This window comes from Erwinia sp. AK-PDG3-5 (assembly GCF_056821705.1).
Genome location: NZ_CM165967.1, coordinates 2278635 through 2294244 on the forward strand (window position 1 = coordinate 2278635; position 15610 = coordinate 2294244).

The window sequence follows — 15610 nt, forward strand, 5'->3', positions numbered from 1 at the left end:
AGCGGAAGTACAACGGAGAAAGCGGGGAGTGCAGTAAAGTGGCACAGGCCGTTAAGAGCAAAGACCTAACGGCCGCCAGGGCTGCATCTCAGCCCGATTTTTTAGCGTCTCAGCAAAAATCTCACCTGAAATTGCCCAGTTGTCGGTAGTGACGTCGTTGAAAAACGAATCAACCAGCTGAGCGGTGCGCCACCGCGCCAGGCGAGCACACAGCGATGATGATTGAGATCGTCCAGTGTCTCCGGTTTGCCGTAAGCCGACAGATATTCAGGAGACGCGCAAATGATCAGCTGCTGGTCGTTCAGCTTGCGGGCGATAAGATCGGTGGTGTCTTTTACTGCGCCAAAACGAATGGCGAGATCGAAGCCAATATCCAGTGGGTCAATGATGCGGTCATTAAAGATGATCGTCAGCTTCAGGTGGGGATAGCGTTTTGTCATATCCATCAAAATCGGCATCATTACCGATCGGCCAAATGCCGCCGGCAAATCCATCCTCACCGTGCCCGTGGGTTCCGTCAGCTTAGAGCGCAATGCCATCTCGGCCATTTGCAGCGTTTACAGCGCGCTCTGGCAACTGGCGAGATAGGCTTCACCTTCCGTCGTCAGGCTGATTTTTCGGGTGGTGCGGTGGAACAGCGCGGTACCCAGATTATGTTCAAGGCGCTGAATACTTTTCCCAATTGCCGATTTCGACACCCCCAGCTGTTCAGCGGCTTCAGTAAAACTGCTGGAATTTGCCGCCGTCACAAAATGAACGATGCTGTTGAAGGATTCTGTGGAAATAACTGCTGGCATAGTGGGCGCCCGCATGAAAATCAGTAAGTTACTTTAGCGTAAACGCTAATGACCTACACGTTAATGATGACAGTGAAAAAGATAAATCAGGTAGGAAGAACAACAGGAGAAATGAATTGTTGAGAATAGAGGGGCCGTTGATAACAAGCCGCCTGGCGGCGGCCTGAAGAGGTTTTACTTTGCAATGATGAAGCGCTGGTCGTCATCAATGTAGGTTTTTTCGCCTGCTGGCGCTTCAATTGAGCCAAAGTTCATGTGTGCCCTCAATTTCCACGAGTCGGGGATCTGCCAGGCAGTCTTCACATCGCTGTCTATCAGGGGATTGTAGTGCTGCAGGTTAGCGCCAATGCCTTTTTCGGCCAGTGCCAGCCATACAGCGTACTGTGCAATGCCGGTGCTGTGTTCAGACCAGACCGGGAAATTATCGGCATAAGAAGCAAACTGCTCCTGAAGCGTTTTCACCACGTCCTGATCTTCGAAGAACAGTACCGAGCCTGCTGCAGCGGCAAAGCCATCGACTTTGGCAGAGGTTCCCGCAAAGTGATCCGCCGGCACGATTTTTCTCAGCTGCTCACGGGTGATTTCCCAGAAACGGTTATGCTCTTTTCCCAGCAGGATAACGATACGGGAACTTTGGGAGTTAAAGGCAGAAGGGGCCTGTTTCACCGCCTCTTTGATCGTATCAATCACTTCGTCATCCGCGACAGGCATGTCTTTACCCAGTGCATAAACAGTCCGGCGTTGTTTTGCCAGGGCCAGAAAGTGATTAGACATCGTATTTTCCTGTTGCTGAGTAGTATCGAAATGCATTTCCGTGGAATTTTCATTCCCGCGTTTGAAAATGCTGCTGAGTAGTTTGCTGAACATAGACAGGTATTCCTTCCGAAGTCACTGTGCGGGCAGAATTTAACGCTTTCAGGGCCGCCGGAGGGGCGACCCGACGCGTTTTATTATTTAATCAGCTCTGCGGTCATGTGCACGTAATTGTTAGAGCTTGCTTCGGTGATTTTATATTTTGCACCGAGTTCCTGTGCCTGGGCGGCGATTTGCGCTTCAGCACCATCCAGAGAGGAGGCTGAAGCGGTGATGCTCTGCGCAAAGCTACCGAAAGAAATTGTAGAGAGGGCAATAATCGCAACTAAATTTTTGACTGATTTCATAATGGTTTCCTGAGTTTGTTTTATTCATAATGAGGCTTGCTGCCTCGATGTGAAGAATGATACTCCTGATGATTATTTTGCGAAAGGCTTGTTATTTGCTGGTGTTTGTCAAAATATATGAATAAGGTTTGGGTGTGTTAACCGCTGCTACAATGTGGCAAGCGTGGGCTTAACGTTAATACCACAAGGGTGATCGCCTCCCCCGCCACGACGCGTCCATCCCATCCCATCCCATCCCATCCCATCCCATCCCGGTCCGCTGGTTCGCGCGATCGGTGATCCTCGAGTAGGGTTAGTTAAAGGCTAACTCTCTGGAGAAAAAGTGATGGCAGAAGAATCCGTGACCCACGAACTGGCGCTGCTGGATAAATACTGGCGTGCTGCAAATTATCTTTCGGTGGGGCAGATTTACCTGATGGGTAATCCGTTATTACGCAATCCTCTTTTGCCAGAGCACATCAAGCCCCGCCTGCTTGGGCACTGGGGAACCACGCCCGGCCTGAATTTTATTTACGCCCATTTGAACCGCATTATCCGTCAGCGCGATCGGGACCTGCTGTTTATCTGTGGGCCGGGGCACGGCGGCCCCGCGATGGTGGCAAATACCTGGCTGGAAGGCAGTTACAGTGAAATTTACCCCGACGTCAGCGAAGACGAAGCGGGTATGCAGCGACTGTTTAAACAGTTTTCATTTCCCGGCGGCATTCCCAGTCATGCAGCACCGGAAACGCCGGGTTCAATCAATGAAGGGGGCGAGCTGGGGTATTCTTTATCCCATGCCTTTGGCGCCGCTTTCGATCATCCCGAACTGATTGTGCCTTGTGTGATTGGTGACGGTGAAGCGGAAACCGGGCCGCTCGCCTCAAGCTGGCACGGTATAAAATTTCTAAATGCCCAGCGTGATGGCGCGGTACTGCCTATCCTGCATCTTAATGGCTATAAAATTGCCAGCCCGACCATTCTGGGACGCAGCAGTGACGATGACCTCACACAGCTGTTTAGCGGCTATGGCTACGCGCCGCAGTTTGTCTCGGGTCACGAACCTGCCGACATGCATCAGCAAATGGCATCGGCACTGGATGCGGCTTTCTCAAAAATTGCCGATATCCAGCAGCAGGCCCGTTCGGGTAAAGGCTCAGAGACTGTTCCACGATGGCCAATGATTGTGTTTCGCAGCCCAAAAGGCTGGACCGGGCCAAAAGAGGTTGATGGCAAAAAGGTCGAGGATTTCTGGCGGGCGCATCAGGTGCCGGTCTCGGCCTGCCGGGAAAACGACGCGCACCGGGAAATTTTAGAGAACTGGATGCGCAGTTATCAGCCGCAGGAACTGTTTGACGATAATGGCTCACTGATAGCAGAACTCCGCGCGCTGGTGCCTGCGGCGAATAAACGGATGGGGTCTTCACCTTATGCCAACGGCGGTCGCCTTCGTCGCGAGCTGAGCGCACCTGATATCCATGACTTCTCGCTGGAAACCGGTCAGCCAGGCAGCACAACCGGAGGCGCTACGGAACAGCTGGGTCATTATCTCGCGGAGATATTCCACCGCAATCCTGATAATTTCCGTCTTTTTGGTCCTGATGAAACCGCGTCGAACCGGCTCACCCCGGTGTTGGACGCCACCAGCCGCACCTGGATGGCGCCGCTGAAGACATATGATGAGCAGCTAGCTCGCGATGGCAGAGTGATGGAGATCCTCAGCGAACATCAGTGTCAGGGCTGGTTGGAGGGCTATCTTCTGACGGGCCGTCACGGCCTGTTTAACTGCTACGAAGCGTTTATTCATATCGTCGATTCGATGTTCAACCAGCACGCAAAATGGCTGAAGGTGACGCGCAAACTGGGGTGGCGCAAGCCGGTGTCGTCGCTGAATTACCTCCTTTCTTCACACGTCTGGCGACAGGACCACAACGGTTACAGCCATCAGGATCCCGGCTTTATCGATCACGTTGCCAATAAGAAAGCCGACATCGTGCGGATTTACCTGCCGCCGGATGCCAATACGCTGCTGTGGGTAGGCGATCACTGTCTGCGCACCTGGGATCGCATCAATGTGATTGTTGCCGGCAAGCAGCCTTCACCGCAATGGCTGGATATGGCAGGTGCGATTGCCCATTGCGAAGCCGGTATGAGTGAATGGCGTTGGGCGAGCAGTGAGGGCGAACCTGATGTGGTGATGGCCTGTGCCGGCGATGTGCCAACGCTGGAAACTCTGGCGGCCGTTGACCTGTTACGTGAGATTTTGCCGGAATTACGCGTCCGCGTGGTCAATGTGGTCGACCTGCTGGCATTGCAAACACAGCAGCAACATCCTCATGGCAAATCTGAGACGGAGTTTGATGCGCTGTTCACCTGCGATAAGCCGGTCGTTTTCGCTTTCCATGGCTATCCCAACCTGGTTCACCGACTGACCTATCAGCGTAACAATCATCATAACTTCCACGTGCATGGATTTAATGAAGAGGGGACCACCACCACGCCATTTGATATGACGGTGCTGAATGAGCTGGATCGCTATCACCTGGCGCTGTCGGCCATCCGCCATGTTCCGGGACTGGCCGACCGTCACCCACAGGCCGTTGACGATCTGCAGCGACGTCTGGAGAAACACCACCATTACGTGCGCGAATATGGCGAAGACCTGCCGGAAATTCAGCACTGGGTGTGGTCGGGTACAAAATAATAAACCGCCGGGCGGCGGTTCAGGTCAACATAAAGCGTTAGAATTTTCAGCAAGCCGCAGCAAGATTTTCAGCGTTAATGCCTTCTGATTACGATGACTTCTTATGCCACTTATCATCGTCGCCTTTTTCGTACTGATGCTTAACGGCCGCCCAGGCCACTTTATGGGCCACTTCTTCCCGCGAGCTGTCATCCTTGCGGTCTTTTTTATCTTTATACTCATCCCAGGCACTGTTAAATGCGGCCATATAAATGTCCTGGGCATGAGCAGGAAGAACATGCTGAACGCTGTCGGGTAAGGCACTTCGTGAATCGTAGGGCATGACTGACCTCCTTTAATCGATGCGCTAAAGTCTGGCGCAGTCAGGCGATTTTTCAAGCTGCCCTGCGAGTGCGCCTAGCGGACGGCGTTCCATTCTTTATGCTTCAGCGGCGTCAACGCGGCACCCAGAACATCGGCCAGCACGTTTACCGTGATCACCAGACCGCCCACCATCAGCACCCCGGCGGAAATCGCCGCGTAATCCTGCTGACGAATGGCATCCACCAGCCAGCGTCCAAGCCCCGGCCAGCTGAACACCACTTCGGTAATCATCGCCAGCGTTAACATAGTGGAAAATTGCAGGCCCAGGCGTGGGATCACCGGTGGCAGGGCGTTATGCAGCACGTGACGGCGAATGATGGTAAACCGTGACAGGCCGCGGGTGGCTGCCGCCTTAATATAGTTCTGCTCCATCACTTCGCGGGTACTGATGCGCAGCAGACGCACAACTTCCGTGGTCGGCGCGACGGCGAGGGCGGTGACCGGCAAAATCAGATGCATCAGCGCACTGACCAGCATCTCATGGCGCCACGGCGAAGGGCTGAACCACGCATCAATCAGCGCAAAGCCGGTGACATTCTTCACCGGGTACAGCAGGTCAAAGCGGCCAGAAACCGGCAACCATCCGAGGTTCAGCGAGAAGAACAGCGTCAGTAACAGCGCCAGCCAGAATACCGGCATCGAAAAACCCAGCAACGCCAGCGCGCTGATGGTTTTATCCTGCCATTTATTGCGCATCACGCCGGCAGCAATTCCCAGCGGAATACCAATAAACATCGCCAGCGCGAACGCCATAATGCACAGCTCCAGCGTGGCGGGAAACACCTCGCGGATCTGCTGACCAATTGGCTCGCCGTTAATGCTGGAAACGCCAAAATCCAGCTGGAACAGGCCTTTGTACCAGAAGAAGAAGGCGTCTGACAGCGAGGCCCCTTGTAAAGGCGCATGCGGCGTAAAGTAACTGAGGCTGAAGCCCACCAGCGTCAGCATAAACAGGGTAACCAGCCACAGCACCAGGCGTCGCAGCGTATAAATCACCATGGTTATTTCTCCTCGCCTTTGTCACGGTGCACGCCGGCAAACGACGCGTTACCGAACGGGCTCAATACCAGTCCCTGAATATCGTGGCGATAAGCCTGCAAGCGAAGGGAATAGGCCAGAGGCAGCACCGGCAGCGACTGGGCGAGCATCCGTTGTGCCCGATCGTAATAGTCTATGCGCGAAGCCAGCTGCTGAGAAAGCAATGCCTTATGCAGCACCTCGTCAAAGGCCGGGTCACACCAGTGAGCATAGTTGGTCTGCGAGCCGATCGCCGCGCAGCTTAATAGCGGACGGAAGAAGCTGTCCGGGTCGTTACTGTCCGTCGACCAGCCCGTCAGCGTCAGGTCATGATTCATCTGCATCAGGCGCGCTTCCTGGAATCGGCCTTCAACCGAGACGATGGTGACCGTAACGCCGATTTGCGCCAAATCCGCCTGAATCAGCTCAGCCGTTTTTAACGGGCTGGGATTCCACGACTGGGATGCTGACGGCACCCATAAATTCAGATGCAGATCGGTAACGCCCAGCGCCTTTAGCTCTTCACGGGCTTTTTTCGGATTATATTCGGTCACTCTGGCTTCATTGTCGTAAGCCCAGGACGCGCGCGGCAGAATAGATGCCGCGGTTTCCGCCGTGCCGTAATAAATGGATTCCATCAGACGTTCGTTGTTGATCGCCAGCGCCAGCGCCTGACGCACCTCAACGCGATCCAGCGGCGCTTTGCGGGTGTTAAACGCCAGATAGGCAATATTCATTCCCGGACGCAAGGTCAGACGCAGACGCGGATCGTCGCGCAGAATCGAAATCTGGCTGGCGGCAGGATAGGCCAGCACGTCGCATTCGCCGGTCAGTAACTTCGACAGCCGGCCCGTGCCGCCAGCGCCCATATCAATCACCACCTGCGGCATGCGCGGCAGGCCTTTCCAGTACTCCGGATTACGCGCCAGACGGATATATTGCCCGGTGCGATAGCTGCTTAACATAAACGGACCGGTGCCGACCGGCTGGCGATCCATCTGTTCCTGGCGATCTTCCTTCGTCAAGCGATCGGCATATTCGGCGGAAAGCACCGGCGCATAATGGGTGGCGATATGCCAGAGGAATGAGGCGTCCGGATTATGCAGGCGGATCTCAACGGTATTTTTATCCAGCTTCTTCACGTTTTGCACGGCATCGGCGAACTGCAGGCTGTCGAAATAGGGATAGCTGCCGCCATTGACGTTATGCCACGGCGACTGGCGGTCAAAAATGCGCTGGAAGCTGAACACCACATCGTCGGCATTCATCGTGCGGGTAGGGGAGAACCAGGCTGTTTTCTGGAAATGGACATTGTCCCGCAGATGAAAACGGTAGGTGGCGCCGTTATCAAGCACTTCCCAGCTTTGCGCCAGTTCCGGGATCAGCCGGTAGGTATAGGGGTCAACATCCAGCAGACGGTCATACAGCTGGGCCGCCAGCGTATCAACCACCAGGCCGCCGCTGGCTAACTGCGGGTTAAAGGTGGTGACCGCGCCGTTGACGCAATAGACAAAACCGCTCTGACGAATATCGCCGGGCGAAGCGGACCAGGTTGAGGCACTGAACAGGCTCAGCCCCAGCAAAAGCGTGGAGAATAATGTGCGCATAAGTCATCTGAAAAATCAGGCAATAGTCAGAGTGTACCGCACTCTCCGGCCTGCCCCAAAGTTTGCCGGGATAACTGACGCTTTTTCCGGCAAAAACGGAATAAAAGGTTTCCCTGCACTGTTCAGGGATGTTCATAATACGCCCAATGTTGCCATGGTAATGAGAAATATTCTCAACAAAGTGCTTTACAGTTGATACTGCGAATGATTATTATTCTCCTGCGCTTCGACGGTGGCTCTACCGAAGAAGAGCACGACATTGCTCACATTGCTTCCAGTATTTTTTAGCCCGCCTCGAGCGGGCTTTTTTTTGTCAGCCGTCAGGGCTTACTTATCGACGTTGATGCCGTGCTTTTTCATCATCGCGCGCAGCTGGTGATAGGTAACGCCCAGTAATTCCGCCGCGCGACGCTGGTTATAGCGGGCCTGAGCCAGGCTTTTATCCAGCAGATCTTTCTCCTGCTGATTCTGCCAGCGGCGCAGATCCAGAGGTAAATCAGGCAGGCTGCCAGCCTCAGCCACTTTAGTTTCCCTGGCAGGCTGTTGAGGCTTAAAAGGGTTAATAATAATGCTGTCCAGCTCCTGATCGACTTCGTTATGGCGATAAACCGAGCGCTCTACCACATTCTTTAACTCACGCACATTACCCGGCCAGCGGTAGTCCAGCAGGATCTGTTTTGCCTGCGCCGAAAAGCCGGGGAACAGCGGCAGGCCAAGCTCGCGGCACATCTGAATGGCAAAATGCTCGGCCATCACCAGAATATCGCTGCGGCGTTCGCGCAATGGCGGCAACTGAACCACATCAAACGCCAGGCGATCGAGCAGGTCGGCGCGGAATTTTCCCTCCTGCGCCAGCAGCGGCAAATCATCGTTGGTGGCACAAACCAGCCGCACGCTCACCTGCAGCGGCTGACTGCCGCCAACGCGCTCTAAATGTCCGTACTCAATCACCCGCAGCAGTTTTTCCTGCACCAGCATCGGTGCGGTAGCCAGCTCATCGAGGAATAGGGTGCCGCCATCAGCACGTTCGAAGCGTCCCAGATGGCGCTTTTGTGCGCCGGTAAAGGCGCCGGCTTCATGGCCGAACAGTTCCGAATCCAGCAGGTTTTCATTCAGCGCCGCACAGTTAAGGGAGATAAATGGCCCCTGCCAGCGGTCGGACAGGTAATGCAGACGGCTGGCGATCAGCTCTTTCCCGGTTCCCCGCTCGCCAATGACCAACACCGGCTTGTTCAACGGCGCCAGACGGGAAACCTGCTCAAGCACTTCGAGGAAATTATTTGACTCGCCGAGCAACGTCTCGTTATTTTCGCTCATGAAATTCACCAGATGTTAGTTATTTACACCACATTAACCAATCAGCATCCGCCTGTAAACACTGTGAATGCCCACAAATCAATAAGATAAAAGTTGGCACGCGATTTGAATAGGTAATAGCGTCGACGCAGATCACTGCGCACATTCAATAAGACACTACCGAGGACTTTGATTATGGGTATTTTTTCTCGCTTTGCCGATATCGTGAACGCCAATATCAATTCGCTGCTGGAGAAAGCAGAGGATCCGCAAAAGCTGGTACGCCTGATGATTCAGGAAATGGAAGACACGCTGGTCGAAGTACGCTCAACATCCGCCCGTGCGCTGGCAGAAAAGAAACAGCTGGTGCGTCGTATCGACCAGGCTGAAGCCCAGCAGACCGAATGGCAGGACAAAGCCGAGCTGGCGCTGCGTAAAGAGAAAGACGATCTGGCCCGTGCGGCGCTGATCGAAAAACAGAAGCTGACCGAGCTGATTGTGTCACTGAAGCGTGAAGCTGAGCAGGTTGAAGAGACGCTGACCCGTATGAAAGGCGAAATTGGCGAGCTGGAGAAAAAACTCACCGAAACCCGCGCCCGTCAGCAGGCCCTGACCTTACGTCATCAGGCCGCTTCTTCTTCACGTGACGTGCGTCGTCAGCTGGACAGCGGTAAAATTGATGAAGCGATGGCCCGTTTCGAATCCTTTGAACGCCGTATCGATCATATGGAAGCCGAAGCCGAAAGCCAGAGCTTTGGTAAAAAGAAAACGCTGGATCAGGAATTTGCAGACCTGCACGCCGATGATGAAATCAGTGAGCAGTTGGCGGCGTTAAAAGCCAAAATGAACCGCAGTGAGTAATGCCTGTGCCCGGCATCCCTGGCTGGATGCCCGTTCCTGAAAATGTTCAGGTCGATATTTCAAGGAGAATGAATGAGCGCGTTATTTCTGGCCATACCCCTGACGATTTTCGTGCTGTTTGTGGCACCGATCTGGTTATGGCTTCATTACAGCAACCGTCAGAACAACGGCGCTGAGCTGTCACAAGGTGAACTGCAGCGTCTGCAGCAGTTAACTCAGGATGCTAAACGGATGCGTGAGCGTGTGCAGGCGCTGGAAGAAATTCTGGATGCAGAGCACCCGAACTGGAGGCAGCCATGAGCGGCGCAACCATTAAGGGCAAAAAGCTTTACCGCATTCCTGCTCGCGGCAAAGTGAAGGGCGTTTGCGCCGGCGTGGCCGAATATCTGGATATCCCGGTACGTCTGGTGCGGGTGATTGTGGTGCTGTCGATGTTCTTTGGCCTGTTTTTCTTCACCCTGATCGCCTATTTCGGCCTGGCGTTTTTGCTGGATGAGATGCCAGAGGAACTGGACAGAAATGGTGAAAGAGCGCCAACCGCGCACCAGCTGCTGGATCAACTGGGCGCCGAGCTGAACGGCGGCGAAGCCAGCCTGAGGAACATGGAGCGTTACGTTACCTCGGAAACCTTCAGCGTCCGCAGCCGTTTTCGTCACCTATAATCCCTCTGAGCGGGCTCGTTCGCGGGCCTTTCTCTTCTTTTCAGGAGTACATTTATGCGTAACTGGCAATCATCTGTAAAAAGTAATGCCGCGCCCGCGTTTAAGAGGGTGGGAAAATTCGTGTTGATTAGCGCACTGACTTACGGACCCGGCGGTCTGGCCGGATGGGCGGTTAAATCTGTCGCCCACCGTCCGCTGAAAATCTTCCTTGCCTGGGCACTGGAACCGCTGCTGCGTCGTGCCGTGCGTGGCGCTTCCGCCCGCTGGAATAAGTCTAAAACCTTGCCTTAATTTGCTACACTTGCCGTCCCGAACAGTGCTGTAAACAGAACAATAAAAAGGTGCCGACACCACAATGAACCGACTTCAAAATGAATTGCTGTCGCTGGTGAATCGGGGCGCGGATCGCCACCTGCGCCTTGCTGTCACTGGCCTCAGCCGCAGCGGCAAAACCGCTTTTATCACCTCTCTGGTTAATCAACTACTCAACGTCAATTCCGGCGCGCGCCTGCCGATGTTTTCCGCCGTGCGCGAAGAGCGGCTGTTAGGCGTTAAGCGCGTGCCACAGCGTGATATGGGCATTCAGCGCTTCACCTATGACGAAGGTCTCTCTCAGCTTTATGCGTCGCCGCCGGACTGGCCAACGCCGACCCGCGGCGTCAGCGAAATGCGTCTGGCGCTGCGCTATCGTTCACGAGAATCGCTGCTGCGGCATTTCAGAGATACCTCAACGCTCTATCTGGAAATTGTCGACTATCCCGGCGAGTGGCTGCTGGATTTACCGATGCTGGCCCAGGATTACCTCGGCTGGTCCCGGCAGATGACCGGCTTGCTGCAGGGCGACCGCGCCAGCTGGTCTGAACGCTGGAAAACCCTGTGCGAAGGTCTGGATCCGCTGGCGCCGGCTGATGAAAATCGGCTGGGTGAAATTGCGGCGGCCTGGACGGAATACCTGCTGAAATGTAAGCAGGAAGGCCTGCATTTTATTCAGCCTGGTCGCTTTGTACTGCCCGGTGATATGGCGGGCGCGCCCGCACTGCAGTTCTTCCCGTGGCCACAGCTGGATGAGAGCCATGAAGCCCGGCTGGCGCAGGCGGACGCCAGTACCAACATCGGTATGCTGCGCGCGCGCTTTAACTACTATTGCCAGCATGTGGTCAAAGGTTTCTATAAAAACTACTTCCTGAAATTCGACCGCCAGATCGTGCTGGTCGACTGTCTGCAACCGCTGAACAGTGGCCCGCAGGCGTTTAACGATATGCGCCTCGCGTTGACCCAGCTGATGCAGAGCTTCTCCTACGGGCAGCGCACGCTGTTCCGCCGTTTGTTCTCGCCGGTGATCGATAAGCTGCTGTTTGCCGCCACAAAATCCGATCACGTCACCGCGGATCAGCACGCTAATCTGGTGTCACTGCTGCAGCAGCTGGTGCAGGACGCCTGGCAGAACGCGGCGTTTGAAGGCATCACCATGGACTGTATGGGCCTGGCTTCGGTGCAGGCGACCCAAAGTGGCTTGGTGGATCATCAGGGTGAGAAGATCCCGGCATTACGCGGCCATCGCCTGGCGGATAACGAACCGCTCACCGTCTATCCCGGTGAAGTGCCGCCACGCTTGCCGGGCAACGCATTCTGGCAGCAGCAGGGTTTTCACTTTGAACAATTCCGGCCACAGGATTTGGATGTGGATCGTCCTCTGCCGCACATCAGGATGGATGCGGCGCTGGAGTTTTTACTGGGAGATAAATTGCGATGAATACGCCAATCAAACCTCGAATTGATTTTGCCAAGCCGCTGGAAGCCGAAACGCTGCCGAATCTGAAGGCGGCACAGGCATTTGAGCAGCAGAACGCGGTTTTCGTCCCGGAAGATCCCGATCTTGAGCCTGTCGAAGAGGGCGAAGGTGAACGCGTGGTGGAAGCGGCCCTGCGGCCAAAACGCAGTCTGTGGCGCAAAATGGTCAAGGCCGGTCTGACCGTACTGGGGATCAGCGTGGTCGCGCAGGGCGTACAGTGGGCGCATAATGCCTGGCTTCAGCAGGACTGGATAGCGATGGGCGGCTGTGTCGCCGGTGGGTTGATTGTGTTTGCCGGCGCGGGTTCATTGATTGCCGAATGGCGTCGCCTGTATCGCCTGCGTGAGCGTGCGGAAGAAAGGGATGTGGCGCGGGAATTACTCACCAGTCACGGCATGGGCAAAGGGCGGGCGTTCTGTGAAAAGCTGGCCAGACAGGCCGGGCTGGATCAGGGCCATCCGGCGCTGCAACGCTGGCATGCCTCGCTGCACGAAACCCACAACGATCGCGAAATAGTCGGTCTGTATGCCCAGCTGGTTCAACCGGTGTTAGATCGTCAGGCCAGGCGTGAAATTGGTCGCAGTTCGGCTGAGTCGACCCTGATGATCGCCGTCAGCCCGCTGGCGCTGGTGGATATGGCGTTTATCGCCTGGCGAAACCTGCGTCTGGTGAACCGTATCGCCGCCATTTATGGCATTGAATTGGGCTACTTTAGCCGTATCCGCCTGTTTCGTCTGGTGCTGCTGAATATCGCGTTTGCCGGTGCATCCGAACTGGTCCGGGAAGTGGGGATGGACTGGATGTCTCAGGATCTGGCCGCGCGCTTTTCCGCCCGTGCTGCGCAGGGGATTGGTGCCGGGCTGCTGACCGCCAGGTTGGGGATCAAAACCATGGAATTGTGCCGTCCGCTGCCGTGGATTGAAGGTGACAAACCCCGTCTGGGTGATTTCCGTCGCGATCTGATTATCCAGCTGAAAGAAACCCTGCAAAAAGGGCCAGTAACTCCCGAAAAATAGTCGAAAGTTTACGCGCCAATCCAGATTATTGCTGGGTTGGTGCGCATTCAGCACGGTCCCTGTCAACTTTTCCTTCCAGACCACTACTGGCGCTCACGCCGATAGAGTATCATCAGTCATAGCCCGAATAATGAAAGGTTGCCCCCTATGCGTCTGGAAGTTTTTTGCCAGGACCGACTTGGTCTTACCCGTGAATTGCTCGATCTCCTGGTGGAGCGAAACATCGATTTGCGCGGAATTGAAATAGCCTCAATCGGGCGCATCTACCTCAACTTCAGTCCGGTTGAATTTGAACTGTTCAGCCAGCTGATGGCAGAAATCCGCCGCATTCCCAGCGTAACCGATGTCAGAACGGTCAACTTCCTTCCTTCGGAACGTGAACATCGTGCGCTCAGCGCGCTGCTGGTGGCGCTGCCGGAACCGGTGTTTTCTATCGATATGAAAAGCAAAGTGGAGCTAGCGAACCCGGCGGCTCAGGGATTGTTTGCGCTCAACGAAGAGAAGATGCGTAATTTTGGCGCCGGTGCACTGATCCCCGGTTTCAACTTTCAACGCTGGCTGGAGAATGAGCGCATCGAACCTCAGGCTCACCATGTGGTGATTCAGGGGCGCGATTTCCTGATGGAGATCACCCCGATTTATGCCGTAGGTGAGGTGGTCAACCCGGTGGGTGCGGTGGTGATGTTGAAATCCACCGCCAGAATGGGCCAGCAGTTGCAAAACCTGGCGGTGAATGACGACAGCGAATTTGACCACATCGTCGCGGTGACGCCGAAAATGCGCCAGGTGGTCGATCAGGCGCGCAAACTGGCGATGCTTGATGCACCGTTGCTGATTGTCGGCGATACCGGCACCGGCAAGGATATGCTGGCCCGGGCCTGTCATCTGCGCAGCGCGCGGGGCAAAAAGCCGTTCCTGGCCCTGAACTGCGCGTCATTGCCAGACGATGTGGCCGAAAGCGAACTGTTTGGCCATGCGGCCGGGGCCTATCCGAACGCGCTGGAAGGCAAGAAGGGCTTCTTCGAACAGGCCAGCGGCGGCTCCGTGCTGCTGGATGAAATTGGCGAAATGACCCCAAGGATGCAGACTAAGCTGCTGCGTTTCCTCAATGACGGCACCTTCCGCCGGGTGGGCGAAGAACATGAAGTGCATGTGGATGTGCGGGTGATCTGTGCCACACAGAAAAATCTGACCGAAATGGTGCATCGCGGGGAGTTCCGCGAAGATCTGTTCTACCGCCTCAATGTCCTGACGCTAAACCTGCCCCCGCTGCGCGATCGACCGCAGGATATTCTGCCGTTGACCGAAATGTTCGTGGCCCGGTTTGCCGATGAGCAGGGCGTGGCCAGACCAAAACTCGCGCCACAGCTGAATGCGTTCCTCAGCCGTTATACCTGGCCGGGTAACGTGCGCCAGTTAAAGAATGCTTTGTATCGGGCGCTGACTCAGCTTGACGGTCATGAACTGCGTCCGCAGGATATCATCCTGCCGGAGTTCGCCATGGAGATGCCGTTAGGCGAGGAAGTGATGGAAGGGTCGCTGGATGAGATTACCAGCCGCTTTGAGCGTTCAATCTTAACCCGGCTTTATCTCTCGTATCCCAGCACGCGCAAACTGGCAAAACGACTGGGCGTGTCTCACACCGCGATTGCCAATAAACTGCGTGAATACGGGCTCAGCCAAAAGAAAGTCGATCCCGAGAGTAAATAAAAAGCAGGGCGGAAACACGCCGCCCTGCTTTAACACGTCGTGCTGACGAGGGAAGGTGGACTCCCTTCACGCAACGTTTGCCATTACTTTAAGGCAGCAAGCGCGGCGTCATATTCCGGTTCGGTGGTAATTTCGTTCACCAACTGGCTGTAAATGACCTTGTCCTGCTCATCCAGAATTACCACTGCGCGCGCCGCCAGACCTTTCAACGGGCCATCAGCAATCGCCACACCATAATCCTGTTTGAAATCACTGCCACGCAGCGTGGAAAGGGTGACCACGTTGCTTAAGCCTTCAGATCCGCAGAAGCGGGACTGAGCAAAAGGTAAGTCGGCAGAGATACACAGCACGACCGTGTTGCTCACTTCGCCTGCCAGCTGGTTAAATTTGCGTACCGAAGTGGCACACACGCCGGTATCGACGCTTGGGAAGATGTTAAGCACTTTACGCTTGCCGGCATATTGAGTCAGCGAGACTTCCGACAGGTCTTTAGCGACCAGTGTAAATGGCTTAGCGGCTTCGCCCTTCTCGGGGATCTGACCTGCAACGGCAACCGGGTTGCCTTGAAAATGAACTGTCTGAGACATAATTTTTCCTTATAAGCGCAGTAAACCCAGCACTGAGTGTATGTCATGCTGGCGATCGC

General features: G+C 55.1%; 17 protein-coding genes. 8 read left to right on the forward strand and 9 right to left on the reverse strand.

Translation table 11 applies throughout. The features are described from left to right. Positions 1-101: 101 nt before the first annotated feature. The 4 genes from AC1UKS_RS10515 to AC1UKS_RS10530 form a co-directional block, all read right to left on the reverse strand. Positions 102-548 carry a LysR substrate-binding domain-containing protein gene (locus AC1UKS_RS10515; RefSeq protein ID WP_482436764.1) on the reverse strand — a complete coding sequence of 149 codons (447 nt, stop codon included), beginning with the start codon at positions 546-548 and terminating at the stop codon, positions 102-104. A 9-nt stretch (positions 549-557) separates the two neighbouring features. After that, positions 558-797 (reverse strand): LysR family transcriptional regulator, encoded by a 240-nt coding sequence (locus tag AC1UKS_RS10520; protein ID WP_482436766.1) that lies wholly within the window; start codon positions 795-797, stop codon positions 558-560. 174 nt (positions 798-971) lie between these two features. Further along, a complete protein-coding gene (locus AC1UKS_RS10525; protein ID WP_482436767.1) occupies positions 972-1571 on the reverse strand; it encodes a nitroreductase family protein in 600 nt (199 codons plus the stop codon). Positions 1572-1747: 176 nt separating this feature from the next. Further along, on the reverse strand, positions 1748-1957 hold the full coding sequence (locus tag AC1UKS_RS10530; protein ID WP_265910591.1) for a YdgH/BhsA/McbA-like domain containing protein: 210 nt from the start codon (positions 1955-1957) through the stop codon (positions 1748-1750). A gap of 325 nt (positions 1958-2282) precedes the next feature. On the opposite strand from AC1UKS_RS10530, the gene AC1UKS_RS10535 reads away from it, so the two are divergent. Then, on the forward strand, positions 2283-4640 hold the full coding sequence (locus tag AC1UKS_RS10535) for a phosphoketolase family protein (RefSeq protein WP_482436768.1): 2358 nt from the start codon (positions 2283-2285) through the stop codon (positions 4638-4640). Between the two features lie 88 nt (positions 4641-4728). Here the strand turns inward: AC1UKS_RS10535 and chaB are convergent, their stop codons facing one another. From chaB to pspF, 4 genes are all read right to left on the reverse strand, one after another. Continuing rightward, positions 4729-4962, reverse strand: a complete 234-nt coding sequence (gene chaB, locus AC1UKS_RS10540) for a putative cation transport regulator ChaB (protein ID WP_013202329.1) — start codon at positions 4960-4962, stop codon at positions 4729-4731. 74 nt (positions 4963-5036) lie between these two features. Next, positions 5037-6002, reverse strand: coding sequence for a putrescine export ABC transporter permease SapB (sapB, locus tag AC1UKS_RS10545; protein ID WP_482436770.1), 966 nt, complete (start codon positions 6000-6002; stop codon positions 5037-5039). A gap of 2 nt (positions 6003-6004) precedes the next feature. Further along, complete coding sequence (sapA, locus tag AC1UKS_RS10550) at positions 6005-7627, reverse strand: ABC transporter substrate-binding protein SapA (RefSeq protein WP_482436771.1); 1623 nt, start codon at positions 7625-7627, stop codon at positions 6005-6007. Between the two features lie 327 nt (positions 7628-7954). Next, positions 7955-8944, reverse strand: coding sequence for a phage shock protein operon transcriptional activator (gene pspF, locus AC1UKS_RS10555; protein ID WP_482436773.1), 990 nt, complete (start codon positions 8942-8944; stop codon positions 7955-7957). 174 nt (positions 8945-9118) lie between these two features. On the opposite strand from pspF, the gene pspA reads away from it, so the two are divergent. The 7 genes from pspA (at position 9119) to tyrR (ending at position 14964) form a co-directional block, all read left to right on the forward strand. Next, the gene (pspA, locus tag AC1UKS_RS10560; RefSeq protein WP_013202325.1) at positions 9119-9784 is read left to right on the forward strand and encodes a phage shock protein PspA; all 666 of its coding nucleotides are present in this window, start codon (positions 9119-9121) and stop codon (positions 9782-9784) included. Positions 9785-9856: 72 nt separating this feature from the next. Further along, positions 9857-10084, forward strand: a complete 228-nt coding sequence (gene pspB / locus AC1UKS_RS10565) for an envelope stress response membrane protein PspB (protein ID WP_013202324.1) — start codon at positions 9857-9859, stop codon at positions 10082-10084. Further along, positions 10081-10446, forward strand: a complete 366-nt coding sequence (gene pspC / locus AC1UKS_RS10570; protein ID WP_482436775.1) for an envelope stress response membrane protein PspC — start codon at positions 10081-10083, stop codon at positions 10444-10446. The genes pspB and pspC overlap by 4 nt, the downstream gene beginning before the upstream one ends. Positions 10447-10500: 54 nt before the next feature. Continuing rightward, the gene (gene pspD / locus AC1UKS_RS10575; RefSeq protein WP_013202322.1) at positions 10501-10737 is read left to right on the forward strand and encodes a phage shock protein PspD; all 237 of its coding nucleotides are present in this window, start codon (positions 10501-10503) and stop codon (positions 10735-10737) included. 64 nt (positions 10738-10801) lie between these two features. Beyond that, a complete protein-coding gene (locus AC1UKS_RS10580) occupies positions 10802-12199 on the forward strand; it encodes a YcjX family GTP-binding protein (RefSeq protein ID WP_482436776.1) in 1398 nt (465 codons plus the stop codon). Beyond that, entirely contained in the window at positions 12196-13254 is a 1059-nt protein-coding gene (locus tag AC1UKS_RS10585) for a TIGR01620 family protein (protein ID WP_482436778.1), read from the forward strand. Before AC1UKS_RS10580 ends, AC1UKS_RS10585 begins: the two co-directional genes overlap by 4 nt. A 147-nt stretch (positions 13255-13401) precedes the next feature. Next, positions 13402-14964, forward strand: a complete 1563-nt coding sequence (tyrR, locus tag AC1UKS_RS10590; protein ID WP_265910584.1) for a transcriptional regulator TyrR — start codon at positions 13402-13404, stop codon at positions 14962-14964. A gap of 83 nt (positions 14965-15047) precedes the next feature. Here the strand turns inward: tyrR and tpx are convergent, their stop codons facing one another. After that, complete coding sequence (gene tpx, locus AC1UKS_RS10595) at positions 15048-15551, reverse strand: thiol peroxidase (RefSeq protein WP_013202318.1); 504 nt, start codon at positions 15549-15551, stop codon at positions 15048-15050. Between the last annotated feature and the right edge of the window lie 59 nt (positions 15552-15610).

Excerpts from the sequence above, each read along its gene's own strand:
- AC1UKS_RS10515 (WP_482436764.1), bottom strand. The coding sequence starts at position 548 with ATGGCCGAGATGGCATTGCGCTCTAAGCTGACGGAACCCACGGGCACG.
- AC1UKS_RS10520 (WP_482436766.1), bottom strand. The coding sequence starts at position 797 with ATGCCAGCAGTTATTTCCACAGAATCCTTCAACAGCATCGTTCATTTT.
- AC1UKS_RS10525 (WP_482436767.1), bottom strand. The coding sequence starts at position 1,571 with ATGTCTAATCACTTTCTGGCCCTGGCAAAACAACGCCGGACTGTTTAT.
- AC1UKS_RS10530 (WP_265910591.1), bottom strand. The coding sequence starts at position 1,957 with ATGAAATCAGTCAAAAATTTAGTTGCGATTATTGCCCTCTCTACAATT.
- AC1UKS_RS10535 (WP_482436768.1), top strand. The coding sequence starts at position 2,283 with ATGGCAGAAGAATCCGTGACCCACGAACTGGCGCTGCTGGATAAATAC.
- chaB (WP_013202329.1), bottom strand. The coding sequence starts at position 4,962 with ATGCCCTACGATTCACGAAGTGCCTTACCCGACAGCGTTCAGCATGTT.
- sapB (WP_482436770.1), bottom strand. The coding sequence starts at position 6,002 with ATGGTGATTTATACGCTGCGACGCCTGGTGCTGTGGCTGGTTACCCTG.
- sapA (WP_482436771.1), bottom strand. The coding sequence starts at position 7,627 with ATGCGCACATTATTCTCCACGCTTTTGCTGGGGCTGAGCCTGTTCAGT.
- pspF (WP_482436773.1), bottom strand. The coding sequence starts at position 8,944 with ATGAGCGAAAATAACGAGACGTTGCTCGGCGAGTCAAATAATTTCCTC.
- pspA (WP_013202325.1), top strand. The coding sequence starts at position 9,119 with ATGGGTATTTTTTCTCGCTTTGCCGATATCGTGAACGCCAATATCAAT.
- pspB (WP_013202324.1), top strand. The coding sequence starts at position 9,857 with ATGAGCGCGTTATTTCTGGCCATACCCCTGACGATTTTCGTGCTGTTT.
- pspC (WP_482436775.1), top strand. The coding sequence starts at position 10,081 with ATGAGCGGCGCAACCATTAAGGGCAAAAAGCTTTACCGCATTCCTGCT.
- pspD (WP_013202322.1), top strand. The coding sequence starts at position 10,501 with ATGCGTAACTGGCAATCATCTGTAAAAAGTAATGCCGCGCCCGCGTTT.
- AC1UKS_RS10580 (WP_482436776.1), top strand. The coding sequence starts at position 10,802 with ATGAACCGACTTCAAAATGAATTGCTGTCGCTGGTGAATCGGGGCGCG.
- AC1UKS_RS10585 (WP_482436778.1), top strand. The coding sequence starts at position 12,196 with ATGAATACGCCAATCAAACCTCGAATTGATTTTGCCAAGCCGCTGGAA.
- tyrR (WP_265910584.1), top strand. The coding sequence starts at position 13,402 with ATGCGTCTGGAAGTTTTTTGCCAGGACCGACTTGGTCTTACCCGTGAA.
- tpx (WP_013202318.1), bottom strand. The coding sequence starts at position 15,551 with ATGTCTCAGACAGTTCATTTTCAAGGCAACCCGGTTGCCGTTGCAGGT.